Annotated in this window: 21 protein-coding genes and 1 pseudogene; 3 read left to right on the forward strand and 19 right to left on the reverse strand. The window is 39.1% G+C overall.

Going from position 1 to position 26,136, the window contains the following annotated elements; all coding sequences use genetic code 11:
• Window positions 1-92: 92 nt before the first annotated feature.
• The 8 genes and pseudogenes from putP to AC3G7N_RS02040 form a co-directional block, all read right to left on the reverse strand.
• Complete coding sequence (putP, locus tag AC3G7N_RS02005) at window positions 93-1,604, reverse strand: sodium/proline symporter PutP (protein WP_489420465.1); 1,512 nt, start codon at window positions 1,602-1,604, stop codon at window positions 93-95.
• 655 nt (window positions 1,605-2,259) lie between these two features.
• A complete protein-coding gene (locus AC3G7N_RS02010) occupies window positions 2,260-2,355 on the reverse strand; it encodes a putative holin-like toxin (protein WP_489420466.1) in 96 nt (31 codons plus the stop codon).
• Window positions 2,356-2,563: 208 nt separating this feature from the next.
• Window positions 2,564-3,343, reverse strand: coding sequence for an enoyl-ACP reductase FabI (fabI, locus tag AC3G7N_RS02015; protein ID WP_489420467.1), 780 nt, complete (start codon window positions 3,341-3,343; stop codon window positions 2,564-2,566).
• 713 nt (window positions 3,344-4,056) lie between these two features.
• On the reverse strand, window positions 4,057-4,317 hold the full coding sequence (locus AC3G7N_RS02020; protein ID WP_489420468.1) for a hypothetical protein: 261 nt from the start codon (window positions 4,315-4,317) through the stop codon (window positions 4,057-4,059).
• A gap of 82 nt (window positions 4,318-4,399) precedes the next feature.
• Window positions 4,400-5,458 carry a flagellin gene (locus AC3G7N_RS02025; protein WP_489420469.1) on the reverse strand — a complete coding sequence of 353 codons (1,059 nt, stop codon included), beginning with the start codon at window positions 5,456-5,458 and terminating at the stop codon, window positions 4,400-4,402.
• Between the two features lie 276 nt (window positions 5,459-5,734).
• Window positions 5,735-5,941 (reverse strand): annotated as a pseudogene (locus AC3G7N_RS02030) (flagellin N-terminal helical domain-containing protein); the annotation flags it as partial.
• Between the two features lie 67 nt (window positions 5,942-6,008).
• A complete protein-coding gene (locus AC3G7N_RS02035; RefSeq protein WP_489420470.1) occupies window positions 6,009-6,206 on the reverse strand; it encodes a carbon storage regulator in 198 nt (65 codons plus the stop codon).
• Between the two features lie 111 nt (window positions 6,207-6,317).
• Window positions 6,318-6,605 carry a hypothetical protein gene (locus AC3G7N_RS02040; protein WP_489420471.1) on the reverse strand — a complete coding sequence of 96 codons (288 nt, stop codon included), beginning with the start codon at window positions 6,603-6,605 and terminating at the stop codon, window positions 6,318-6,320.
• 467 nt (window positions 6,606-7,072) lie between these two features.
• Between AC3G7N_RS02040 and AC3G7N_RS02045 the strand changes: the two genes are divergently transcribed.
• The 3 genes from AC3G7N_RS02045 (at window position 7,073) to AC3G7N_RS02055 (ending at window position 12,424) form a co-directional block, all read left to right on the forward strand.
• Complete coding sequence (locus tag AC3G7N_RS02045; protein ID WP_489420472.1) at window positions 7,073-8,773, forward strand: serine hydrolase domain-containing protein; 1,701 nt, start codon at window positions 7,073-7,075, stop codon at window positions 8,771-8,773.
• A gap of 13 nt (window positions 8,774-8,786) precedes the next feature.
• The gene (locus tag AC3G7N_RS02050) at window positions 8,787-10,892 is read left to right on the forward strand and encodes a glycoside hydrolase family 3 protein (RefSeq protein WP_489420473.1); all 2,106 of its coding nucleotides are present in this window, start codon (window positions 8,787-8,789) and stop codon (window positions 10,890-10,892) included.
• Window positions 10,893-11,218: 326 nt separating this feature from the next.
• Complete coding sequence (locus tag AC3G7N_RS02055; protein ID WP_489420589.1) at window positions 11,219-12,424, forward strand: exo-beta-N-acetylmuramidase NamZ family protein; 1,206 nt, start codon at window positions 11,219-11,221, stop codon at window positions 12,422-12,424.
• Between the two features lie 67 nt (window positions 12,425-12,491).
• Here the strand turns inward: AC3G7N_RS02055 and AC3G7N_RS02060 are convergent, their stop codons facing one another.
• From AC3G7N_RS02060 to AC3G7N_RS02110, 11 genes are all read right to left on the reverse strand, one after another.
• Window positions 12,492-13,334 carry a carbohydrate ABC transporter permease gene (locus tag AC3G7N_RS02060; RefSeq protein WP_489420474.1) on the reverse strand — a complete coding sequence of 281 codons (843 nt, stop codon included), beginning with the start codon at window positions 13,332-13,334 and terminating at the stop codon, window positions 12,492-12,494.
• A gap of 10 nt (window positions 13,335-13,344) precedes the next feature.
• Window positions 13,345-14,238, reverse strand: coding sequence for a carbohydrate ABC transporter permease (locus AC3G7N_RS02065; protein WP_489420475.1), 894 nt, complete (start codon window positions 14,236-14,238; stop codon window positions 13,345-13,347).
• A gap of 115 nt (window positions 14,239-14,353) precedes the next feature.
• Window positions 14,354-15,688, reverse strand: a complete 1,335-nt coding sequence (locus tag AC3G7N_RS02070; protein WP_489420476.1) for an ABC transporter substrate-binding protein — start codon at window positions 15,686-15,688, stop codon at window positions 14,354-14,356.
• 79 nt (window positions 15,689-15,767) lie between these two features.
• A complete protein-coding gene (murQ, locus tag AC3G7N_RS02075; protein ID WP_489420477.1) occupies window positions 15,768-16,679 on the reverse strand; it encodes an N-acetylmuramic acid 6-phosphate etherase in 912 nt (303 codons plus the stop codon).
• Window positions 16,680-16,852: 173 nt separating this feature from the next.
• Window positions 16,853-17,731: a MurR/RpiR family transcriptional regulator gene (locus AC3G7N_RS02080; protein WP_489420478.1), complete on the reverse strand. Its 879-nt coding sequence runs from the start codon at window positions 17,729-17,731 to the stop codon at window positions 16,853-16,855.
• A 5-nt stretch (window positions 17,732-17,736) separates the two neighbouring features.
• Complete coding sequence (locus AC3G7N_RS02085; protein ID WP_489420479.1) at window positions 17,737-18,729, reverse strand: N-acetylglucosamine kinase; 993 nt, start codon at window positions 18,727-18,729, stop codon at window positions 17,737-17,739.
• A gap of 125 nt (window positions 18,730-18,854) precedes the next feature.
• Window positions 18,855-19,778 carry a DMT family transporter gene (locus AC3G7N_RS02090; RefSeq protein ID WP_489420480.1) on the reverse strand — a complete coding sequence of 308 codons (924 nt, stop codon included), beginning with the start codon at window positions 19,776-19,778 and terminating at the stop codon, window positions 18,855-18,857.
• 983 nt (window positions 19,779-20,761) lie between these two features.
• A complete protein-coding gene (menC, locus tag AC3G7N_RS02095) occupies window positions 20,762-21,877 on the reverse strand; it encodes an o-succinylbenzoate synthase (RefSeq protein ID WP_489420481.1) in 1,116 nt (371 codons plus the stop codon).
• A gap of 34 nt (window positions 21,878-21,911) precedes the next feature.
• The gene (locus AC3G7N_RS02100) at window positions 21,912-22,373 is read right to left on the reverse strand and encodes a flavodoxin (RefSeq protein ID WP_489420482.1); all 462 of its coding nucleotides are present in this window, start codon (window positions 22,371-22,373) and stop codon (window positions 21,912-21,914) included.
• A gap of 154 nt (window positions 22,374-22,527) precedes the next feature.
• Entirely contained in the window at window positions 22,528-23,568 is a 1,041-nt protein-coding gene (locus AC3G7N_RS02105) for a LacI family DNA-binding transcriptional regulator (RefSeq protein WP_489420483.1), read from the reverse strand.
• A gap of 212 nt (window positions 23,569-23,780) precedes the next feature.
• Entirely contained in the window at window positions 23,781-26,132 is a 2,352-nt protein-coding gene (locus AC3G7N_RS02110; protein ID WP_489420484.1) for a glycoside hydrolase family 31 protein, read from the reverse strand.
• Window positions 26,133-26,136 lie beyond the last annotated feature (4 nt).

Raw genomic sequence — 26,136 nt, forward strand, 5'->3', positions numbered from 1 at the left:
CAAAAAACACATTTCGTTACAATCTATTACCTATCACATAAAGAAATCCATTGGCCAGGTATTATACTGACCAATAGATCGTTTACATACGATTAATCTGCTATTGCGCGGTTAAATTCTTCTTCAACTTCTGGATGTGCTTTACCCATTAGGCTGACAATCCAAATAACTAGACAAGAAAGCACAAATCCTGGTACTAGGGAGTACAGACCCCCGAGACCAAGTGCGCTCGCAATTGAAGGGTAGATTTCCCACAAGATTACGGTTATTCCACCGACAAGCATCCCGAATAACACACCTAATCCTGTCGTACGTCTCCACCATAATGCAAAAATAACAGCTGGACCAAATACAGCACCAAAACCAGCCCATGCATAAGCAACGATACCCAGTACACTTTGGCTACCTGTTGATGCTAAGGCTAAGGCGATTGCTGCAATAACAACAGTTGCAATACGTCCTACCCACATTAATTCTTTTTGTGAAGCTTGCTTACGGAAAAATGGTTTATAAAAGTCTTCCGCCAGTGCACTACATGCCACAACCAATTGCGAATCCATCGTGCTCATAATTGCCGCAAGTACTGCTGCGAGTAAAAATCCAGCTACCCAAGGGTTAAATAGTACTTGAATTAACTGTATAAACACCTGTTCCGGATCATCTAATGGAACATCAAAGTACGCAATTCCTGCAAGCGCTACAAATATAGCACCCAATAACGAAATACCAATCCATATCATAGCAATCATTCGAGCCTTTGGAACGTCCTTTGCGCTGCGGATTGCCATAAACCTTGCAACAATATGTGGTTGACCTGGATAACCAAGCCCCCATGCCAGCAAGGAAATAATTGCAATAAATCCGGCTGTTCCGGCACTTTGCCAATATACACCGTCTGCGAAATTAGATGTTACAGAACTTGTTACATATAGTAAGTCAGGATTAATCGTAGAAAGCTTTTCCCATAAACCTGAAAGACCGCCCAGGTGTCCCCAAATCACATAAACTGGAGCAACAACCAACGCCAGGAACATGAGTGAACCTTGAATAAAATCCGTATAACTTGCTGCCAAGAAACCACCTAAGAATGTATATGCAATAACTACAATGGCACCAATCCACAAGCCTTGTGTAAATGTCATTCCATCAAATATGGAAACAAATAATTTACCACTGGCCACTAATCCTGATGCAACATAAATCATATAAAAAATAAGAATAAATAGCGCAGAAACGACTCGCAAAGAACGACTTTTATCCCGGAAACGGTTTTCAAAAAACTCCGATAAAGTTACCGAGTCATTCGAAACCTCTGTATAGCGACGCAAACGTTTAGCAATAAATTGCCAGTTCAAGTATGCCCCAACTGCTAATCCGACGCCAAGCCAGATTCCGCTAAGGCCAGATGCATACACCGCACCAGGTAACCCGAGTAATAGCCAACCACTGAAGTCACTTGCCTGTGCAGAAAGCGCTGCTACCCATGGGTTTAAACTTCTGCCACCAAGTATGTAATCTGAAAGTGTACTTGTTTTGCTGAATGTCCACAATCCGATTATAAGCATACCAAGACAATAGACGGAAAAACTAATAATTGCTTCCATTATCTAATCACGTCTCCTTTCAATCAAAAAAGTAATGACTCCAATAACCATTAATACCGTTATTGGAACATACAGCCAAAACCATGAAACAAATGGTAATGAGTCCATATACGAAGCCCCTCCTAGTTTTTTGAGTATTACTATTGTACTAAATAGTATAACAAATTCAGATAACATTACAAATATTATCTGAATCTTTTGCTTTATAATACCCCGTCTTTTCTTAAGGTAGATATCCGTGCTGAAAAAAACGGCATCTTTTGAGTTTCGTTACCGATAAAAGTGGGGGAAAGAATGGATTGAAAGCCTGTGAACTTTATTACGTCAGTACTTTTGGAAACTTTGTAGTATTTCCCAGGAAATAAGCGGTTTTTGTGAGAACATGGGTATTTTTGTTTTGTTCAGGATATTTCTGTCGTTCACATAAGTAGGAGGATCCCTTCTTACCATCATCGATAAAACGACACTTACTCAAAATGGAGGTATCATTCTTTTCATTCAGGGAGTTTGTGGTATACTATAGGTAGAAATATGCATATAATAGTTAGACCACAGCTGGAACTGTGGCCTATCGATAAGCGTTCCCCCAGGGGATCTGCTATCCAATCTGAATAGACCTCTCCCAATCAACTTATTTGAGGGTTAATAGGGAGGTCTATTTTTTATTGATCATTTTTTCAACGAGCGTTAACAATCCGGTTAAAAACGTACCAAATGCAAACATGGTGACAAACACCTCGAAAATGCTCAAAGGCATCACCCCCTTTATATATACTAGTAGGGCTAGCCGACCACACCTAAAAGAACCTTATCTAATTGTTAGTATAGCACAAAAAACGGCATATAAACCATAAAAACACGAACAAATGTTTGCTTATGTATTCAACTACAACATCTTGCTAGGCCTTTAGTCGCAAAAAAAGATGCACCCAATAGGAGTACATCGATTTTATAATTAATTATGAGCCTGCTATGATGTGGAAGCCCGAATCGACATGCAGCACTTCTCCGGTAACTCCACGAGCCATTTCACTTAGTAAAAATAATGTCGCATCGCCAACCTGATCCTGATCAATGTGACGACGTAATGGTGCTTTTTCTTCAATTACAGATAACTTTTCACTAAACCCAGAAACACCTTTTGCAGATAATGTCCGAACAGGTCCTGCTGATACTGCATTTACACGAATTCCTGCTGGTCCAACATCCTCAGCCAAATAACGGACACTCGCTTCTAATGCAGCCTTTGCAACACCCATCACATTGTAGTTTTTCACTACTTTCTCAGCGCCTAAATACGATTGTGTCACGATGCCGCCACCCTCAGTCATGAACTTGCGAGCTTCTCTCGTAACCGCTACAAGCGAATAAGAGCTAATATCTTGTGCCAGCAAATAACCGCTACGTGAGGTGTTAACAAAATCACCATTTAAATCATCGCGATCTGCAAACGCAACGGAATGCACGACACCATGAATCACGCCTGTCTTTTCACCAATTTCCTGAAATGCCGCAGCAATACTTTCGTCATCTGACACGTCACATGAGACTAGTAAAGAATCGTTAATGTCATTTTCACTCAGTAGCTTATCTAACTTCTTTTTCGAACGCTCCTGGCGATTTGTGAAAATCAAGTTCGCTCCTGCATGATGTAAAGACTTCGCAATTCCCCATGCAATACTTCTATTGTTCGCCACACCCATTACAACAATATTCTTTCCATTCATTAAACCGTTCATATATGTACCTCCATAAATTTTAATGCATTTATAATGCACATTAAGTATGCTTTTATTGTAATACATTTCATGGCTATTGTATAAGGATTTTACATTAATATAGTATCAGGATTTGCCAGAATAATAAAAACAATTTATATCAAAGGATTATCCTCGTCCTCCCGCATGATCATTTGAGGTTGCATGGCTCAATATTTCTATGTTAATTAAAACATAAAAAACCAGTATTGAAGGACATTACATTATGTGGTATCAGGGGCTTAAATGCTTTATCCAACTCTTTCATCCATCTCCTATAGCCAGGCATCAATTAAACTATAACACTTCTTGGATTTTGCCATATTCCTTAGTTTCGTATAAACCCACAGCATAATCCAAGCATTTCTAACTTTGGTTGTAAGAGGGTAATATCCTTTCCTTCAAAGAGCTGAAAAATAAACCTTTTTTAGAATCAGTTTGTGCTTTTGATAATCCGGATTAGATTGTGTCCAATCTTCATTGGTATTTTTCAATGAATCACCGTCCCCATCAACCCAAATTTCTGTGCCATCTTGAAGAATATTTCTTCTATAAAATATTGGGGTGATCTAAAATCAAAATCATTGTTTGTTGTTTAGCATTAAACAGTTATTTTTATAACCTATCAAACTTTCCAGAGTTATTAATTATCTTTGTAAATACCTCTAATTGTTGTTCATACGATTTTCCATCAGTCAGCCCAGTTTGTAATTGTTTCTATCGGAGATTACCAATAGTATGGTAATCAATGTTTTTTTGGTTTCTTTAAAGTCAAATAAGTTCGAATAACTACCTTCTTTGTTATCCTCTAGTGGTCCAAGAACTGCATAATGCTTTATAATTTTATATTTACAAATTGTTCCCCCAATATCTTTTACCTCTGGTATGTAAACAAGAAAAGCAATATGGTCTCCTTCGCGATAAAACTGTTTGTCTATTTTTAATAAGTACTTCATTTTATTACCCAAAAATAATTATGTTTGCACATTCAAATAAAAGACCCTAGTAAGAAAACTAGAGTCCATTAAATAATTTAAATTAACGTAAAAGTTGTAATACGCCCTGCGGTTGTTGGTTTGCTTGAGCTAGCATTGCTTGTGCTGCTTGTGTAAGGATGTTGTTCTTAGTGAACGTCATCATTTCTTTAGCCATGTCAACGTCACGGATACGTGATTCTGCAGCAGTTAAGTTCTCTGCAGAAGTTCCTAAGTTATTGATAGTGTGATCCAAACGGTTTTGCACGGCACCCAATTTAGAACGTTCAGCAGAAACTGTTTCGATTGCATTATTGATAGTTGTAATCGCTGCGTTAGCAGATTCTTGCGTAGAGATGTCGGTCCCACCAACTGATATTTCCGCACCAGCTGCTAATACTGTGCTAGTAGTTAATACATTTTCAGTGTCTCCGTTAACAAATGACATACCATCTGTTGATGTAGCTATGACATCACCACTAGAATCGGACAATTTGAAACCATCAGTAGTATCTCCTGAAACTGTATAAGTTCCTGCTTCAAGACCACTGTTAGTAACGCTTGCTGTTCCTGTAGAAGTACCAGTTGTATCAACAGTTACCTTTCCAGAAGTCACTTCATCCGCAAAAACCAATGTTTCTCCATCATCGCCTGTAAATGTTAAACCATCATTGGATGACGCAGCTACACTTCCATCAGCTGCAACTAATTCATAACCATCTGTTTGATTACCACTTACATTATATTCTCCATTTACGATGCTTTCTGCACCAGTATTACCAGCTGTATAAGTAGCTTCAACTTCAGCTTTTACATCTCCAGCTGTTCCTAAAGCAAAGCCACGCATATCTTCAATTGAAATAGATAAATTTTGACCTTCATTTGCTCCAATTTGGAGTGTACCTTCAAAATCACCACTTAACAAATTTTGGGTGTTAAATTCTGTATTATTACCGATACGCGAAAGTTCTTGTGATAATTGATCAACTTCTTTTTGCATTTCTGTACGATCTGAGTCAGTGTTCGTATCATTGGCACTTTGTACTGCTAATTCACGCATACGTTGAAGGATTGAATGTGATTCATTCATTGCACCTTCAGCAGTTTGAATAAGAGAAATCAAATTTGTTATCGCAGTGGCTGTTTATCCGCTGCTTCTCTATGTCTCCATAGAGTTCAGACCATATCTTCATCCCATTAGGATGCCCCGCGCTCGTGGGTGGGTTATCGGTATGGTTCCTCACCACCTGGTCGTTACACCTTCCTAACTACTTGCTACCAATTCATTAGGCTTGGCTCGGTATTGCCCACCATCCACACTGCTAGTTTGGTTTGGGGTTCCACCGAATTCACGGAGTGTTCATCTAAGTATTACTACTTAGAGCGGCATTTTTAGTCTACCGTCTTGAGCGTTCTTACTAGCCATTTCCAAACCACGAACTTGTCCACGCATTTTTTCAGAAATTGCTAGACCTGCTGCATCGTCAGCTGCACTGTTGATACGAAGACCAGATGACAATTTTTCTAATGAATTTGCTGTTGCACCTTGGTTTCTTGATAACTGGTTGTACGTGTTTAAAGCCGCGATATTGTGATTAATTTTCATTTTTCCTTACCTCCATGTAAGTATATTTTTGCGAGCACATCCTTATGTCTCGCATCTATAACAACTCTTATTTAGAGTTATTAACAAAATCGTCGTACAGCTCTCCTCTGAGAACCTTGTAATCTTGTGGAGCGTTCACTCGTAATCTCATGTAATCCTCTGGCTTGTTGCGATCGCCTTTGACGACCTCAATTTCAATTTCATTGCCATTCGGATCAATGATATAGAGTTTTTCTCCGGGCTTTCTCCCTAACGTTAAGGCCAAGCAAATCATCCTCCCTGATGATGTACTACTTATATCGGCATGCTCGGAAAATGTTTAACTAGTTTTCAATAAATTTTTTGGGCAAAAAAAATAAGCATGCATTTGCACACTTTAATTGGTTCCCTCTTGCAACTCAGCCATATCTGCCCTAACATCTATCACATCTTGTGTTAAGCGCTTATACTTTATACCTAGTTTTTTAATGTCATGTTTTAACTCAGCTTTTACTTCTTGTATTTCAGTTCTCATTTCTTGCATTCCTGTTTCTAGATTAGTAACTCTCTTTTCTATATTATTAACGGTTGTTTTAACATCTTTTATCTCTGTTTTTATACCGCCGATATCTCCTGACAAATCCTTTATAGCAACAAATAAATCTTTCATCGTAACCTCAGCCAAAGAACTTCCTCCTTATAAAGACGTTTTTATTAGTCTAGCACCCGCACGAAAATTCGACAAGCGAACATAAAGTGAAATTTGACTATTAACTAGAGTCGAAAATCTATATTTCCACCTAGATAAAAAGCAAATCTTAACTATTGTTACATGCTCAATTCATTAACTTGATCGACAAGAGTTTAAAGTCAATCAAGTTTACTAGAATGTCGATCGACATCACAGTAAAGTTGATCCTAAATATCAAAAAGTTAATCGTCGATCCAAGGAAGTTGATCGACATTACGGCGAAGTTGATCCTCGAAGGACACCAAAACCCTACAAATTACCCCCATCCATTGACACACATCTACAATATGTCCCAAGTTTTTCGTGACTTAAGTGGTATAGACGTCTATAACAGAACATGAGTATAGTTAAGTTAGGGAAATGTAAGCCCTTTCATATATTAATAGATTGGAGGAAAAGGTATGTATCGAAAGTTGTTTTATGCTTCATTGTCTGTTGTCCTAACGTCGTCACTGCTCGTAACTACTGCAATTCCAGTTAGTGCAGCAACCTCACCTACGATTGAAAAACAAAACAAAAAGAAGGTGCAAGAACGACCCCACCCTGTTTTTTCATGGGGAACACCAGGACCAACTTCACCGGTTTTACATCCAGGATCGGCAAGAGGTGCGGGGATGAGACAAGCTCCTTTGGATCAAATAGATCCGATTATGGAATCACTAATGGCTGATGACGCCATGCCAGGAGCCGTAACATTTGTTGCAAAACGTGGGCATGTCGTACAAAACAAGGCTTATGGTCATGCACTATTGTATGAGGACGATAAAGGAAATCTCGTTGATAACCCGATCGAAATGCAAAAGGATACTATATTCGATATCGCATCCCTTAGCAAAATTTTTACCACGACAGCTGCAATGAAACTGTTTGAACAAGGTTACTTTGAATTGGACGATCCAGTTTCCAAGTACATTCCTGAATTTGCTCAAAACGGAAAAGAAAATGTGACCATTAAACAATTGATGACACACACTTCCGGATTCAAGGCATGGGTTCCTCTTTATACGATAGGGGACAGTCGCGAAGATCGGTTAGACTATGTTTTTAACTATCCATTAGATAATCCTCCAGGAACAACATATACCTACAGTGATTTGAACATGATCACACTAGGTGCAATAATCGAGCGTTTAGCAGGTAAACGTCTTGATGAGTTTGTAAATGATACCCTATTAGAGCCACTTAACATGACGGACACCATGTATAACCCACCAGAATCGTTAAAAAATCGTATTGCCGCAACGGAATATCAACCAGCGATAAACAGAGGTCTTGTATGGGGCGATGTGCACGATGAAAATGCTTGGTCCTTAGATGGTGTAGCTGGTCATGCTGGTGTATTTTCTACCGCTAATGATTTAGCTATTCTCGGACATATGTTTATCAATGATGGTCGTTATGGTGGCAAACAAATCCTGCAACCGGAAACCATTCAATTGTTGGTCGAAAATCAAATACCACAATTCACTGGAAATGAGCATGGATTAGGTTGGGAACTTGCGCAAGGTTGGTATATGGATGCATTATCTGAAGCATCAACCATTGGGCATACTGGTTATACAGGAACATCTATTGCTATCAATTTGAATAACGATACGATAGCCATCTTGCTTACAAACACTGTTCATCCTAGCCGTGTAGGGGTTTCAACAAATCCTGCTAGGCGACAATTTGCACGACAGGTAGCTGATGCTATCCCAGTTTCTGTTCCAAAAGGGCAGGATGCATGGTTTTCAGGTTATGGGGACAAGCTAACTAGTTCTCTTACCGCACAAGTTGATATCGATTCGGATGCTACGCTCACATTTGATACATGGTACCGAATTGAACAAAGCTATGATCATGGATTAGTGGAGATTTCGTCAGACGGAACGAACTGGACAACTGCTATCTCGCCTTTGTCAGGCAGTAGTATCGATTGGCAGTCAAAAGAAGTTCAACTCCCTGAGGATACCAAATTTATCAGATTCCATTATCAAACCGATTCCTCTACAAATGGCCGAGGATGGTATGTAACAAATGCAAACATAGAAGACAGTACTGGCAATCAGACATCGCTTCAATTTGATAACCCAGACCAATGGGCAAAACGCAATTACTAATGGAGGGATATGAATGAAAAAGGCAAAACGGATACCATTAATTTTAATCGTCATTCTAACCATGTTGGGTAGCCAATTTACTTTTGCTTCCGATCACATTTTTGCGGAAGAAACAAACCAAGTCAAGGATCTAATCTTGTTTCAGAATGTTCCTGAAGCCGGGATTGAAGTGAAGGATAAAAAAGTCACCCTAGACGCCCTAAATATTTATGAAGACGGACATTTCACTAAAGCATCTACAGAGCTAAATTGGGATTCTTCCAATAAAAACGTTGCCACAGTAGATGAGGATGGTGTCGTCACATTTACAGGTCAAAACGGACGATCTTTTATTACCGTTACAACGGATAGTTTTGAGGATCGTATAGCGGTTGATTTTAAAGTAGACAAATCAAACAAGAAAGGCAAGCCAGCCTCTAGCGGTAAAGTTGTGAAACAAACGGGTGATAAATATGACATCATTCCAAACGCTATTGATGGGATGACGATGGAAGAAAAAGTCGGTCAACTATTAATGCCAGACTTTCGAAACTGGAACGGCGAAAACGTAACGGAAATGCTGCCGGAAATCGAACAGATGGTAAAGGAATACCATCTTGGTGGCGTGATTCTTTTCAGAGAAAATGTTGTAACTACAGAGCAAACAGCAAGACTAGTTGCAGATTACCAGGAAGCAACTGAAAAATACGGACTGCTCATGACCATTGATCAGGAAGGCGGAATCGTGACACGCCTGCAATCAGGAACAGACATGCCAGGTAACATGGCACTTGGTGCAACCAGGTCAACAGAAGTTGCAGGTAACGTTGGACAGGCTATTGGGGAAGAATTAAAAGCACTCGGAATAAACATGAACCTTGCACCAGTACTTGATGTGAACAACAACCCAGACAATCCAGTTATTGGCGTTCGGTCATTTGGTGAATCACCTGAACTTGTTGCTGAACTAGGAATTGCCTATACAAATGGTCTTCAACGTACTGGTGTTGCTGCAACCGCAAAACATTTTCCAGGACACGGAGATACAGCTGTTGATTCCCATCTTGGATTGCCAGAGGTCCCTTATGATTTAGAGCGATTAAGGGAAGTTGAACTTTATCCATTTCAACAAGCAATGGAGGCTGGAATAGACGCGATTATGACAGCTCATGTGACTTTTCCGAAAATCGATGACACAAAAGTTATCTCGAAAAAAGATGGAACAGAAATCTCGTTACCAGCTACTCTTTCCCATAAAGTACTAACAGGCCTTATGCGTGAAGACATGGGATTTGAAGGCTTGATCATTACGGATGCATTAAATATGGGTGCAATCCAAGATCACTTTGGTGCCGTCGATGCTGCTATCAGAGCTGTTAAAGCAGGGTCAGATATTGTATTGATGCCTGTTGGCTTAGAAGAAGTTGCTAATGGCTTGTATGAAGCTGTTGAATCGGGAGAAATCTCTGAAGAACGAATCGAAGCATCTGTCGAACGTAGTTTAACACTAAAAATCAAGCGAGGAATAATTAAAGAAGAAAACCCTACTCCAATTAGCGAACTAGTAGCAAATGCAAATGAAGTAGTTGGATCTGAAGCACATAAACAAGTCGAAAAGGAAGCAGCTGAACAGTCCATCACTCTTGTGAAAAATGAAAATGTGCTGCCGTTAGACGTGACAGCTGATCAAAAGGTTGTTGTAGTCGGTAATGCTTATGTCTCTTCCCTATATGATGCCGTTAAAGAATTCCATGCAAATACGGAGGTCGTCAGAGCAAGTGGACCTTTATCAGATGAACAATTAAGCATCGTACAAGCTGCAGATAAAGTTATCGTTGGAACCTACACGTACAATGTGAGCGGTAGATCTGTTGATAGCTCACAAATGCAACTGGTCAATCAAGTTATCGAAAGCACCGAAGCACCTGTAATTGGAGTAGGTATCCGAAATCCATACGACATTATGGCATTTCCAACAATTGATTCCTACATTGCACAATACGGATTTAGAGAAGCAAGCTTTGATGCTACAGCTGCAACGATTTTTGGGGAAAATGTACCAACTGGATTATTACCTGTCACCATACCAGGTTTAAATGGTGATGTACTATATGAATTTGGTCACGGACTATCTTATTAAAGAGCAAAAGCGCAAGTGCCCGGTTATTGCCGTATGACCTGGACGAAATCGTATGAGATAAAGGAAACACTCCCCTTCATAGGGGTGTGCCGACGTTGGGCGCAAAGCCCGCTTTTAGTCGGCCTTCCTTCTAACAACCGATGTTGACTTATCGCAAGGAGATGTCGGAAGGGCACTAGGCAATGGGCGCTGGAGCTGGACGTAGCTGATCCTGTACCTCAGTTATCAATAGCGTACCAATTTTATAAGTTCGATAAATGAGAGGGGAATGTATCGTGAAAAAATTAATCATGGTAATGTTAGTTTCTATTTTAGTAATGACCACTATGTCAGGGGTTTCCGCAGACAATAATGGCAAACACAAAGGACACCAGAAAAAATTCCAATTAGGAGTTGAAGTATTACTAGATGAACAAAAGGATTTACTCGAAGGCCAACGTGTTGGATTAATCACTAATCCGACTGGAGTTGACAAGGAATTAAACAGTATTGTCGATCTCCTGCACAATGATCCGGATATAAACTTAACAGCATTGTATGGTCCGGAACACGGCGTTCGTGGCAGTGCACAAGCTGGTGAATATGTAGATTACTATATTGATGAAAATACTGGTTTACCTGTATACAGTTTATACGGAGAAACTCGTAAACCAACACCTGAAATGCTAGAAGACGTTGATGTACTAGTATTTGATATTCAAGATGTAGGCACAAGATTTTACACGTATATCTACACAATGGCCTATGCGATGGAAGCTGCTCAAGAAAACAATATTCCATTTATCGTGTTAGATCGGCCTAACCCGTTGAGCGGTGAAAAAGTTGAAGGTCCTGTTCTAGACCCAGATTATGCATCATTTGTTGGAAAATATCCCATTCCATTACGTCATGGTATGACAGTTGGGGAATTAGCAAAATTCTTTAATACTGAATTTAACATTGGGGCAGATTTAACAGTTGTGGAAATGGATGGCTGGAAGCGGAAGATGTACTACGATGACACGCCACTTGAGTTTGTAATGCCGTCACCAAACATGCCAACATTTGAAACAGCAATGGTCTACCCTGGTGCTGCATTGATTGAAGGGACAAATGTTTCAGAAGGGCGTGGTACGACAAAGCCGTTCGAATTAATTGGTGCACCATTCATTAACAGCACAGAACTAGCAACAACTTTAAATGACTTAAATCTACCTGGAGTGGCATTCCGTGCAGCATCATTCACGCCAGCGTTTTCGAAACATAGCGGAACGTTAAGCCATGGCATACAAATTCATGTGAAGGACAAAGATGAATACCATCCTGTTGAAGCGGGATTACACATCGTGAAAACTATCCATGATTTATATCCTGAAGATTTCGCTTTTCGCGCAGAAAACAGTTCAGGTGTATCATTTTTCGATAACTTAATCGGAAATGGCTGGATCCGTGAAGCAATTAAAAACGGGGACTCAGTGGAATCCATGAAGGAACAATGGCAAGGAAACTTAGATGAGTTTAAACTAGTTAGAGAAGAATATTTATTGTATTAAAATATAGAACCATTGAAAAACCTTGACCATTTCATTGTATGGTCAAGGTTTTTTTCTAGTATATAAATTACCCTTTCAATGCACCTTCCATCATTCCTTTAACAATCCAGCGTTGGAAAATTGCGTAGATAATCATTACCGGGATAATCGCGATAGATAGGCCGGCAAACAAAGCACCCCAGGCGTTCGTGTACTGCGCTTCTCTGTTCATTAAATCCATTGCTAATCCGAGCGTATAGTTTCCATCTGTTTGCAGGAAAATTAACGCCATAAAATACTCATTCCAGAACGTAACTGCATTCATAATTGATACCGTAATTATCCCAGTCGTTAACAATGGCGTGACAACTTTTAACAGGATGCCATATTGGGACATACCATCAATTGCTGCCGCTTCCTCCAATTCTTTCGGAATGCTGCTCATAAAGCTTGTCAAAATAAATATGCTAAAAGGAATTTGCGTTACTGCATAAACAAGTGACAAAGCCCATAAGTTATCTAGCATATTAAATTTTAATAGGAGGAAAAACAATGGAATCCACCCTAATACCATCGGAATCATCATTGCAGATAAATACGTATTAAACAAGATTTTGCTAGAACGAAATTTGATTCGCTCAATTGCATATGAAGTCGGTATAGCAAATACCAGACACAACGCAGTACCGAGAACAGTTACAAAAAAACTGTTCACAAAACTGGACCCGATATTATAATCCGTCCATGCTGTAACAAAGTTCCCAAAGTTGAACGTTTCAGGCAATGCCCATGGGGATGCAAAAATTTCCCCATTTGATTTAAACGCTCCCATGAACATCCACAAAATTGGGTACAGAACGACTAACGACCATACTATTAATGGAATACGAATAACGGTTTTCATTAATAGTCTACTAATTCTTTGAGCCATGTTTTCCCCCCTAATATTCAACCTTATCTCTTCTTAACAAGAATTGTAGTACCAGTACCGTAGCCAATGACAAGATTAAAATCATTACACCAATCGTAGCTCCGTAACCGAAATTATATTCCGTAAATGCTTCCTGGTAAAGGTATGAACCCATTACTTGCGTGGCATTGTTTGGGCCACCTCTTGTCATAATTTGCACGATAATAAAGGATCCATTTAATGTTGTAATAACAATATATAAAATCGATGTCTTGATTTGTGGCCAAACGAGTGGAACGGTAATTCGCCAAAACTGTTGCCAGTTACTAGCACCATCAATGTCTGCAGCTTCATACATACTCTTAGGAATATTTGCGATTCCACCCATCAGTAAAAGCATAAATAGTCCAATTCCTGCCCAAACAGATGGAAGCACAAGTGCAGGTAACGCCCAATCAAGGTCTCCTAACCATGGCCTCGTCCAACTTTCTAACCCGATAGCCCTTAGTCCTGAGTTGATTAAACCCAAATCAGGATTAAAGATGAATGTCCATAATATACCTATCACAACAACAGACATGATGTTTGGGAAAAAGAAAATAATGCGGTAAAAAGGAGATTCTTTAAGCCTCAGCTGCGTAAGTGCAACTGCAAAATATGTAGCCAAAACCATAATTCCGAATACCTTGGCAAAAACTAAAAAATAATCATGCCATATTGCTTTAGGTATGATCGGATCGCTAAATAACGTCATGTAATTCTCAAAACCGATAAATTCTTTCTCTCCCCCAGCTCCTGACCATTCAAAGAAAGATAAATAAAGACCATTAAGTAAAGGATAAATCGTAAATATCCCAAATACTAGCAAGGTTGGGAGCAAACAGAACAAGAGAAACCTAACTTTTTTACCTTTTGACTGAACCATTCGGGTCCCTTCTTCCCTTTTTAAAAATAGATTGATAGAAAAAGATGTAAAGGCAGGAACCTGCCTTTACATCCCTGATTTCTAGCTAAACAATTTAATTCTTATTAACTTCTTATTAACCTCGATAATCCGCAGACGCTGCTTCTGCTCGCTTACAGAATTCTTCAGCATCAATTTCCCCAAGCATTAACGCAACTAGCGCATCACTAATCGGTGTTTCTAGATCAGCACTCATTGGATGTGGCTTATGGTGAATAGATACTTGTTCTGGATCATTGATCATTTCGTTTGCATCTTTCAAATAAGCAGGTACATTTTCATTGCTTGCGATATCTACGCCTTTCATATTCATCAAGGCTCCAGTTAACTCAGCAAATTTGGAAGCATATTCTTTTTGATAAGCAAATTCAACAAATGCTTTTGCTGCTTCAGGATTTTTAGCATCTTTAGCGATTGCTAAAGGACGTAAATCTGGAACAACTACCATAGGTTCTCCAGCCTCGTTCATTGGTGAAGGAATGAATCCAAATTCAAAGTCATCTGGAACATCCTTTGCCATCTCATTCGGTAACCAGAAACCTACCGGAATATAAGCATTTTTGCCAAGAATAAAGTTCATTTGTGACTGTGTATGGCTAAGTGCTGCAAAACCAGGGTCAATATATCCTGCTTCTTGCATTTCTTGAACCTTTTTCATCACTTCCACAACAGGTTCACTTGTCCATGCACCTTCTTCACCATTGATAACGGAAGCTAATAATTCATCCCCACCAACTGATGCAAATGCAGGGTACAATACACCTCTTAAGAAATAATAAGGATACTGACCAGTTGTCGTAAATGGAGCAATATCTTCTTCATCTTGGATTTTCCCCATTGAAGTCATCCAGCTGTCAAAGTCGGTAGGAACTTCATAGCCGCCTTCTTCAAACATCTTTTTGTCATACCATGTTCCCCATGTATCGAATACAAGTGGTAAACTGAAGATTTTTCCATCATAATCACTTGGTGGCACTATGAAACTGTCCATTAGTGCTGTACCATCCTCAAGCTCAATCGTTTCAACCCATTCGGTAAGATCCATTAATTGTTCGTCTTCTACCATTTGTGTTTCACTTGAACCTGCACCATCAATGTAAACCACATCAGGTGGATTTCCTGAGATCCAACGTGTTTTCATTTCTTCATTTATATTTGGTCCAGCATGTTCAACAACCTCAACATCAGGATACTTCTCTTTATAGCCTGCGATTACTTCCTTCCACCAGGCATCCCCATATCCACCAACAAAATACTGTATTTCAAGTTTGCCTGAAATTTCTCCATCACTGCTACCATTACCCTCTGACTCACTTCCGCCATCTTCTTCGTTGTTACAACCAACAACAAAAGCAAGCATGAAAATGGCCATAATCACCAACAATCCAGGACCCTTAAATAGTCTTTTCAAGTTGTTCTCCCCCTTTGATTTACTATAATTATATGAAACACACTAATAGTTAATGAAACTATTAATGTCACTTCCAAAATTAGGATTGATTCTTATTCAAATAGTCAATCGCTTTTCTTACATAACCATTACTTTGCTCAATGGCATTTTTGGCTTCGTCGTATGTTACGCCACCTTCTAGCATAACAATTGCCGGCTTAACTTCCTTATTTGTCAATGTAAGGACTTGTTCTGCTTCTTCATATGTAACTTTGGTAACTTCCATAATTGTATGCTTTGCTCTTTCTAGCAATTTATAATTACTCGCATGAACATCAACCATCAGGTTTTCATAGACTTTTCCTAGCTTCACCATTGTGGTTGTGCTAATCATATTAAGGATCATTTTATGCGCGGTAGCGGCTTTCATTCTAGTTGAGCCAGTCAAAATTTCCGGACCAACAACCACTTCAATTTCACAGTCGGCATAATTGCTTATCAATGAATTTTCATTACACGATAATCCAACCGTATATGCACCAGCTTCACGTGCCAATTTCAAAGCTCCTATTGGATAGGGCGTTCGTCCACTTGCTGTAATTCCAATTACCACATCCTGTTTGGTAAGGTTTCTCGCTTTTAGATCTGCTGCCCCTTGACGTTCATCATCTTCAGATCCCTCGACTGCATTTACAAATGCGTCCATTCCACCTGCCATAACGGTCTGCACCATTTCCGGGTCGGTCATAAATGTAGGAGGACATTCAGATGCATCAATAACCCCAAGTCGTCCACTTGTTCCTGCACCAACGTAAAATAGTCTCCCACCTTTTGACAACGCTTTACAAATCCGTTCAATCGATAGTTCGACTTTTGGTAAAACATCCGCAACAGCTTCTGCAACCTTTTTATCTTCCTGGTTAATTGTTTTTAAAATATCCATCGTTGATAGTTGATCAAGTACCATACTATTTTCATTTCGTTGTTCTGTTGTTAAAGCAGATAATTTCATTGGCTAAGTATCTCCTTAAGATTAACTTAATTGTTTGTAAAGCGCTTTCAAAGTACTTTTTAAAATAATCTCAATCTTGTGAAGTTGGCTATATTATAGCCTTGTTGATTTTTTTTGTCAATAAGTCGTTATGATTTTAGTAATAATATTTCACCGTTAACAAAGTGAACCAATTATATCTTTTTGGTCTTTGAAGAATCTCCTCTAAAAAATGAGATCGCTTCTCTTGTTTCGTCCAGATATCTTACGGTTTCATCATATTCTTCAGATGCTAAACACATAAATAAAATATCAATAATGTGAAGTTGCGCAATACGTGAGGATGTTGCACCACTTCTGAAGGTAGCTTCTCTGGCTGCTGATGTATATAACTTTATATCCGCAAAGTTAGTAAGTGGTGTATTTCCATATTTAGTTATGCTTATCGTTTGAACTTCTTTATGTTTGGCAAGTTCCAATAATTTAACTGCTTCAGAAGTTTCTCCCGAGAATGAAATACCAACAACCACATCTTCAGGGCCTTTATTTGCAATAGATGTTGCTGCCATATGCACATCTGATGATGCCTGGGCTTGTTTATCAATCCGCTGAAATTTTTGTTCAGCATCCTTTGCAGCAATATGGGAAGCGCCAAATCCGATAAATAAAATAGACGTTGCATTTGTTAATGCAGTAACAGCCTTTTTTAAGTTTTCAACATTCATGATATCAACTGTTTCCTTTAACGTCTGTATCGTATTTGAGGTGACTTTTTCTATGATGTCTTTATATGGTTCATTAGGCTGGATATCGCGGTACCCTTTCACTGCTTGATCCTGCAGATCACCTGTAACTCGAATCTTTAATTCCTGGAATCCGCCAAAGCCCAGTGATTTGCATAACCGGATTACTGCAGCGCTGCTGGTCTTGCTCTTTTCACCCAGAGCCATGGCAGTTAAATGGATTGATTCTTCTGGATTATTTAGTATATAGTTTGCAATTTTTTCCTCTGATGGAGGTAAACTATTTACCATTTCTTTCAGAATGACTAATCCCCCTTTAATGTGAGACACAAAAATCACCTACTCTTCCTATTTATTTTCTTATATCCATGTTTTATCGTTTCGATCATTTTTTTATCTATACACGTATTCATGGATAGATACGCACCTAATAATGATCCACCAACTGGGGGAAACTCCGGGATAACAATGGAAAATTTGGCGTTATACTGTTTCAGTTCTTTTTCAATCAATGCGGGAAGTATGTTTTTATCAGAAAAAACACCACCACAAAGAACGAGCTGAACACTTTCTTTACTCTCAAAAAGCTTCTTATACAACGTTACTATACTAGACTTTAATTCATCTACTACACTTTCAATAATGTCTTGTGCAACAGAGTCCTGGAGTTTATACGCTTTAAAGACAATCTGGCTAATAGGTGCAATTTTATCCTTAGGCATTGGGGAAGCGTAGATTTCATGAATTAGTTCCTGTCCATTCTTCACTTGAAAAAAGTCATATAGCATTTCCATTAAAATTGTATCCTTGCCACGTCCATCGAAAGCTTTAAGCACTGCAATTATCCCTTGTTTACCGAGGTCATAACCGCTGCCTTCATCACCAAATAAATATCCCCATCCCCCAACTCTGTCATGGATTAACTGATTATTAATTCCATATGTGATTGATCCTGTACCAGATATCTGAACAATGCCTGGCTCACCAAACGTTCCTGAATAAAGTGCATTTATTGAATCTGGGTATACTTCTATTAAAGTGTTATTCGGTAATATTTCCGTTAGAATCCGCTTAATTTTTTCTTGATTCGTCTTTTCACCAGTACCCGATATCCCTGCAAATAATTGTGTTACATTCGTGAATACGTCAGAAGCCTGCTGGCGCAGATCATGTACGAGTGCTTCCAATGTTTGATAGAGCCTTTCTGTTGTTACTGTATTTGGATTCGTCGGACCGCCAAACGAACTAGCTAAAATAATACCGTTCTCATCAGCCAGCAAAGCCTCTGTTTTCGTACCCCCACCATCAATTCCTATAACAAATCCCATACATCTTCATCCTTAATTAACCATTTTTGTAGCGGTTATTCTTTATTCTATATAACTATATGTCAATAAACAATTATTAATTTAAAATTTTATGTCAATGCCAACAAAAAAAGCCTTCGCTTCAATTACGAACGAGGACTATTTCTCTTTTTCAGTTGTGCAACAATAATCCCAATTATAATCAACGCTGATCCCATCGTGATACCAAGGGTAAATGTTTCACCTAAAATTAATCGACTAAACAACAGGCCAAAAATTGGAACAAGTAAAGTTGCTAACGTTGCAGTTACCATATCAATAATACTAAGAATGTAGAACCACACAGTGAAACATAGTGCAGAAGCGAAAACGCCAGTAAATAAAATATAATAAATGCTAGTTGCATGTAGACTGATTGGTTGACCCCATTCCATAAAAAGTGTTGCTGCAATAATTCCGATCGTACCGAATAGCATTTGGTAGGCTGAGGACTGTAATTTAGGCATATCCTGCAGATTTAATCGGAAATAAACATTTGCTATTCCCCACGAAATCGCTGCCAGGATAATAAGTGATTCGCCAATTATAATGTTGATATTCTGGCCAATCCAAATATCCCAACCTAGTATCGTTAAAAGTCCGAGCATACCAATCAACAGTCCAGTTAATTTTGCAGGTGTAATTTTTTCACCAAGGTATTTCGCGGCAAAAAGACTGCTCCATAATGGCATAGAATACAAGAGAACGGACGACTTTCCAGCGTCAACAAATCGTAAACCATACATGACGAGCAAAAAAACGACAGACGTTTGCAGTACACCTAATATGATTAAGTGCCTCCACATTGCCTTAGGTGGGACGCCCATTTTCGAAATCCATACAATCATCAGTAACGTTAGCGAACCGACAGCAAATCTGAATGCAGAAAACGTAAAGGGACCCATATAATTGAGTGATAGCTTCATAAGCACCCATGCATACCCCCAAATGATCGTAATCAGCAGAATCGTTAACCACACGATCCATTTATGTTTTGTTACTAATGACAAGAATGTTTTATCTTTGTTCACAAGCTCTTCCACCCTTTTTTAAAGCTTTAAATCCTTCTAGAAAAGATGTAAAATAATACAAAATACCCGCATCTTTTGACATAGTTTTACAATGTTTCCCAAGTTTTTTGTGACTTTATTGGTATAGACTTCTATAGTGAAATACCTTTATAGTGGAGTTAAGCAAAAATTAATTACAGGTGAATGGTTTTCCCTCCCCGAATCTCATTCACCACATGATTGGATAATTTTTACCTTGACGGACTACTTGAGCGTCAAGGTCTTTTTTTGTGCGGATCGAGTTAAAAGAACGAGAGGCTGGGTTTATCAGGAAATTTTACCTATTTATCAGAATTTTAGTATAGTGATCAGGATTCTACTTATTTATCAGGAACTTCATTGTCTTATCGGGAAGTTTCCATCTTTTATCAGTATTTTATATCTATGCCCCTTCTTACTACCGGTCGGCATGCAGCTGTTCAACAGAATTTCTTTCACAATAAGCTCATTTTTACTTATTTTAAACTTCTCCATGATATTAATATCTGATGGAGCGTGGGAATATTTGTTGGTATCTTGTAGACGAAGATTGTGTAGGATAAGATATTCATCATCAGGTAAAAATTTAGTGTATTTTGTCCTTTTATACCGCTTAGCTCTTTAATCAGAGTATCTTGGATTAATTGTTTTTGTTTATGTAAGGGCCCGCTCTTCCGTTCAATGCCTAGAGCTGTGAAATGTATATTGATTTGTCTTGCGGTTTAACTATCATTTGGCCACTACCCTTCATTTAACATATGCTATATTATACAACAAATTTTGCCCCCCATGTCATCATTGACCAAAATACAGTTATCAGGTTTTTATTGGATTTATCAGGATTTCACTTGGCTTATCAGGGAATTTGCAATTTTGTCGGGTTTTTACCCGTTTCATCAGGAAATCTATTTAATTCATCAGCATTCCACTAAAAACTGCCTACACTTTTTTAGCTCGCTTCCCTGCTACACCTCATATTCCCATCGCCCAACACTGTTTGCTTCCAACGCATCCCAATCAATTTCATACCCAATCCCAGGTTTGCGGGATACAGAAATTGTTCCATCATCAACAACCACTTCTGGCTTGATAATATCTTTTTCCCAATACCTTGAAGAACCTGCAGTATCACCCGGCATGCTAAAATTCGATAAAGTCGTCAGGGCAATATTATGTGCGCGGCCGACCCCAGCTTCTAGCATACCACCACACCAGATTGGTATATTTTTTTCCTGACAAAGGTCATGAATCCGCTTTGCTTCGGTCAAACCTCCGACTCGTCCAATTTTCAGATTGATAATTTTACAGCTTCCCAGTTCAATCGCATGACGCGCATCATCATAAGAATGGATGCTTTCATCCAGACAAATTGGTGTTTGGATTTCCCTTTGTAATTTCGCATGGTCAACAATATCATCGTGAGCAAGTGGTTGTTCAATCATCATTAAATCCAATTCATCAAACTTTTTTAAATGAGCTATGTCATTTAGTGTGTAGGCGGAATTTGCATCTGCCATGATTGGAGTATCCGGAAAATGCTTTCGTACTTCGCGAAGTACTTCAATGTCCTGACCCGGTTTTATTTTTAATTTGATTCGTTTATATCCTTGTTTCACATGGTAGTCGATATCCTTGAGCAACTCGTCAATTGCAGGCTGTATCCCAAGACTGACCCCAACATCAATCTCAGACTTCACTCCTCCAAGAGCTTCGGCTAATGTTTGCCCGGCTTGCTTTGCATACAAATCCCAAATCGCGCCCTCAATTGCAGCTTTAGCCATGTTATTTCGTTTAATTGGTTTAAAAATATCCGTAACATCATTGGGGTGATGGATTGGATTGTTTTGGAGTAATGGAATGAGGAAATCTTTCATAATATGTTCATTTGTTACTGTCGTTTCCTCCGTGTACCAAGGACTGGGGAATGCAACCGATTCACCAAAGCCTCTGTTTCCTTCTGCATCAACTGCTTCAATGATATAAAATGGTTTGTCCTGGACTGTGCCAAAGCTGGTCTGAAATGGAAATTTTAATCGCATTTTCAACTTATGTAACATGATTTTTTGAATTGCAACTGTCATTTTCGTACCTCCCTTAAACTAATAACTACCCCAGTTACTCTGTCATACTTTCAAGTTTCACACTCAAATCTTCCGCAAACTTTTGACATCGTTCAAAGTCCTTTTCGTCAGGTTCCAAGTCAACTTTAATCCAGTCTGGCATAACATCTGCACCAAGTTCTACAAAGCGTTCCCCCAATAAATCAATTGCACCGCCAAATGTCGCATAGAACGTATCACCGGAACCAAAGACACCTACCAACTTACCAGTTAGATCAGCATCTTCTAATTCATCATAAAAATCCTCGACTTCATATGGCATCGCGCCATCATCCCACGAGTACGTTCCTACTAAAACTGCATCATACTTGTTAAATTCCTCTACATCTATTGCATCCATATCAAATGTTTTCATGGTAATTTCATGATTATAATTTTGTAGCATCTCTGCGATAGCTACAGCTACTTCTTCTGTATTACCAGTTACACTCGCATAAAGCATTAGAATTTTACTCATTACCGTTCCCTCCAAATAAGAAAAGCGCAATCGTTTATCTCTAGTGTAATTGATAACGATAATTATATTCAATTATTTGGGGTGGATGCTTTTGCGTTTTGTACTATTTGTGACAATACCTAAACATTTTCCGATAAAAAAAGGATGCCTATTGTTAAGGCTTCCTTTCCACATTTTTTCGATTACTTGCCGAATCCCGAAAAACAATCGTATGTGGGATCATGATACGTTTTGCTGGTTCAGTTTTATTCCTTGTTTTTTCGATTAATGCCTTGGCCGATTGAACACCAAGGGTATGAATTTTGACATCGACCGTAGTAAGTGCTGGCCTGATAATTTCCGATAAATAGACATTATTAAAGCTGACTAGGGAAATATCCTCTGGTACAGAAAGTCCAAATTCCTCCAGCATACTTAGCACACCAAAACTTATCAGATCATCACTGATGACAAGCCCTGTTGGCGGGGTATCAAGTGAAAATAAATGTTCGACCGCTTCTCGTCCACCAGATTTCAGAAACTCTGCATGAAACCTGTAGTTCATTGGAGCTTCTAATCCTGCTGCCAGCATAGCTGATTCATAGCCTGATTCCCGATCAGAGGTTACAAATAATTCCTTGGAACCACCGATGTATGCAATTTTTTCATGTCCTAATTGGATGAGGTGCTCTGTGATTTCTTTACCTGCTGCAACGTTATCATTGTCGACATGAGTTATTTCGTTCATATATTCATACGGCTTCCCAACAATTACAAATGGAAATTCATGATCACGCAAAAAATGCATCAACCTGTCATTCGCGCGTGAATACAACAGGATAACCCCATCGACATAGCTCCCGTATACCATTCGTTGCACTTCTTCAAATATTTCATGCTCTGTTTCACCAGTTGATAAAAATAAAGAATACCGCATGTCGTGAATATGGGAACTAATTCCTCGCAGAATTTCAGGAAAGAACGGATTTTGCAATGCTTTATCTGCAGAAGATGGCATAATGACGCCAATCGTTTTCGTAGATTTTCCCACGAGATTTCGTGCATTGACATTGGGATGGTACCCTAGGCTCTTCATCGCTTTTCGTACACGTTTTTTTGTTTCGATGCTAATTCTCGGATTATCCGCAATCACTCTAGATACAGTAGAGGGAGACACACCTGTTGCTTTTGCTACATCTTTTATCGTTACACTCATTCGTTCCACCCTCTACTATTTTTAATTTATTTTAAAACAAAAGCACAAGCGCCCGTTTATTGCCGTATGACCTGGAAGGCACCGTATGAGATTAGATGAACTTGACTTATCGTAAGGAGGCGCCTGAAGGGGGCACTAGGCAATGGGCGCTGGAGCTGGACGTGGCTGTTTATGTACCACAGTTGTACACAGCGTTCCAAATCTATACTTTCCTATACAAAAGATATGGTTGCTTTGTCTCGAGTTTCCTTACCATTTAAAAATACCTTCTGACCATCAGCAAGTCCGTGTACTCGTAATCCAATTGTACTATAAACTGGCACAAAGTCACCCTGTTGGTTCAAAATCGTTACACGGACAGCATCTTTTTCAGAAACAATTTCCATTTCAAGCTTTACATATAATCCTTTTTCATACGCAAATGTTTCCCCGTCATCATCATAATACGTAAAAACATATTTTTCATCGTCTGTTCCTGCAAAAATATCCATCCAGACCTTTTGCGACTTTTTATCAGCATTAGATGTCCACTCCGATTGCATAAGAGCTGTTCCTTTTTTCACAAAAATCGGAAGCTCTTCTAATTCTGCATGCACTAAATGAGTTTTTATTCCGCTGTAAGCCGTTCCATTAGAAAAATCAATCCACTCACCTGCTGGCAAATATACAGCCCTGTCGGTCACACTTGGAGCCAGAATTGGTGCAATTATTATATTATCACCTATCATAAATTGATCGTTCAAATTATATGTTTTCTCATCTCTTGGAAACTCCATCAACAATGGACGCATCACAGGAAGTCCAGTGACACTTGCCTGGTAAAACAATGAATACAATTGTGGCATCCATTCATAGCGCATTTGGATATATTTTTTCATAATTGCTTCGTTATCAGAGCCAAATTGCCAAGGTTCCTGATAATGCGTACCAATCGCCGAATGATTACGGAAATATGGTGTGAATGCACCAACCTGCATCCAGCGTACCAATAATTCAGCATTTGTGTCATGGGCAAATCCACCAACATCTGGTCCGGTGAATGGCACACCTGATAATCCAAGGTTCATACACATCGGCAAGGACATTTGAAGATGCTCCCAGAAACTTCGGTTATCCCCCGTCCAAACAGATGCATAGCGTTGAACACCAGCATACCCTGCACGCGTTAACAAAAATGGACGATTTCCATGAAGTTGTTCTTTCATCCCTTCATAAGTAGCTTCTCCCATTAGAAGTCCATAAACATTATGAAGCTCGCGATGTGTTGTTGGCTCGCCATCATTCCGGTGCATAACCGCTTGATCCATCGTTTTTGTTTCGTTAAATACAGCTGGTTCATTCATGTCATTCCATATACCTTCAATCCCCAAATCGGTATAAAAAGCGTGCTTTTTTCCCCACCATTTGCGGACCTTTTCATCCGTGAAATCAGGAAACGCACTCGAACCAGGCCAGACATCACCAAAATATATTTCGCCTTCGATATACTTACAAAAATGGTCGCCACGAACACCCTCTTGATAAGCTTGATACTCACTATCTTTTTTTACACCTGGGTCAACAATCGGAACAATGCGAATTCCCATCGCACGTAAATCTGCAATCATTTTCTTAGGATTTGGAAACTTTTCCTGATCAAACGTGAACACGCGGTAGCCGTTCATATAATGAATATCCAAATGAATCACATCAACCGGAATATCACGCGCTACAAAATTTCCCGCAAGTTCACGAACTTCCGCCTCTGACTCGTAACTGTATCTTGACTGATGATAACCCAGTGCCCACTTAGGTGGTATTGGCATCCTACCCGTTAAATGCGTGTATTGTGTCAATACAGATTTCGGGCTCGGTCCTGCCATCATATAGTAGTCAAGCTGTCCGCCTTCTGCCATAAATGCGTATGTATCTTCAGCAGATTTCATATCAAAAACAGTACGGAATGTATTGTCAAAAAATACCCCATGTGCGCGTCCTTCACGAAGTGTCATGAAATATGGAATAGACTCATACAACGGATCAGTTTCCGGGTTATGTGGTGCATACACGTCTGTGTTCCACATCGTATATTTTTCACCGCGTTTATTCAAAAAACCTGATTTTTCTCCAAATCCATAAAACCGATCTACCTGATCCATTTTTTTGTGAGCAATCACTTCACCAGACACTTTATGCCCCATTCCACGTTCCCCTTCATCAAGAAGAACAGTTCCTTTTGCATCATAAACAGTCACACGAAACGGTGCTAGTTTTATTTCAAGTTTAAGTTGATTGGTTTTCAACGTTGTCATTTCTTCGCTGATTATTTCCTCAATATGTACAAGCTCAGGTTTTGCAACGACTGCTTTGGATCTATCTAATAACGGTGCCGTAGTTGGATTCATGACAATTCGTGCAATTGATGGTGTGAAAAATTGGATAACTACGTGTCCGTTTTCACAAATAAACGTATAGTAGGCATCATTTTTCTGATAATCTACTACGTGACCAATATCTCGAAATGCAGCTGCATTTGATTGTTTATCATGATCTGGATGTATAGCAAAACTTGTATCTTCAAGCATTGAT

The sequence above is a fragment of the Virgibacillus carmonensis genome (genome assembly GCF_057836705.1).

What these genes read in the sequence shown, in the direction of transcription:
- AC3G7N_RS02085 (WP_489420479.1), bottom strand. Translation starts at nt 18,729, where the DNA reads ATGGGATTTGTTATAGGAATTGATGGTGGGGGTACGAAAACAGAGGCT.
- murQ (WP_489420477.1), bottom strand. Translation starts at nt 16,679, where the DNA reads ATGAAATTATCTGCTTTAACAACAGAACAACGAAATGAAAATAGTATG.
- fabI (WP_489420467.1), bottom strand. Translation starts at nt 3,343, where the DNA reads ATGAACGGTTTAATGAATGGAAAGAATATTGTTGTAATGGGTGTGGCG.
- AC3G7N_RS02020 (WP_489420468.1), bottom strand. Translation starts at nt 4,317, where the DNA reads ATGAAGTACTTATTAAAAATAGACAAACAGTTTTATCGCGAAGGAGAC.
- menC (WP_489420481.1), bottom strand. Translation starts at nt 21,877, where the DNA reads ATGACAGTTGCAATTCAAAAAATCATGTTACATAAGTTGAAAATGCGA.
- AC3G7N_RS02105 (WP_489420483.1), bottom strand. Translation starts at nt 23,568, where the DNA reads ATGAGTGTAACGATAAAAGATGTAGCAAAAGCAACAGGTGTGTCTCCC.
- AC3G7N_RS02045 (WP_489420472.1), top strand. Translation starts at nt 7,073, where the DNA reads ATGTATCGAAAGTTGTTTTATGCTTCATTGTCTGTTGTCCTAACGTCG.
- AC3G7N_RS02110 (WP_489420484.1), bottom strand. Translation starts at nt 26,132, where the DNA reads ATGCTTGAAGATACAAGTTTTGCTATACATCCAGATCATGATAAACAA.
- AC3G7N_RS02060 (WP_489420474.1), bottom strand. Translation starts at nt 13,334, where the DNA reads ATGGCTCAAAGAATTAGTAGACTATTAATGAAAACCGTTATTCGTATT.
- AC3G7N_RS02100 (WP_489420482.1), bottom strand. Translation starts at nt 22,373, where the DNA reads ATGAGTAAAATTCTAATGCTTTATGCGAGTGTAACTGGTAATACAGAA.
- AC3G7N_RS02055 (WP_489420589.1), top strand. Translation starts at nt 11,219, where the DNA reads ATGTCAGGGGTTTCCGCAGACAATAATGGCAAACACAAAGGACACCAG.
- putP (WP_489420465.1), bottom strand. Translation starts at nt 1,604, where the DNA reads ATGGAAGCAATTATTAGTTTTTCCGTCTATTGTCTTGGTATGCTTATA.
- AC3G7N_RS02065 (WP_489420475.1), bottom strand. Translation starts at nt 14,238, where the DNA reads ATGGTTCAGTCAAAAGGTAAAAAAGTTAGGTTTCTCTTGTTCTGTTTG.
- AC3G7N_RS02050 (WP_489420473.1), top strand. Translation starts at nt 8,787, where the DNA reads ATGAAAAAGGCAAAACGGATACCATTAATTTTAATCGTCATTCTAACC.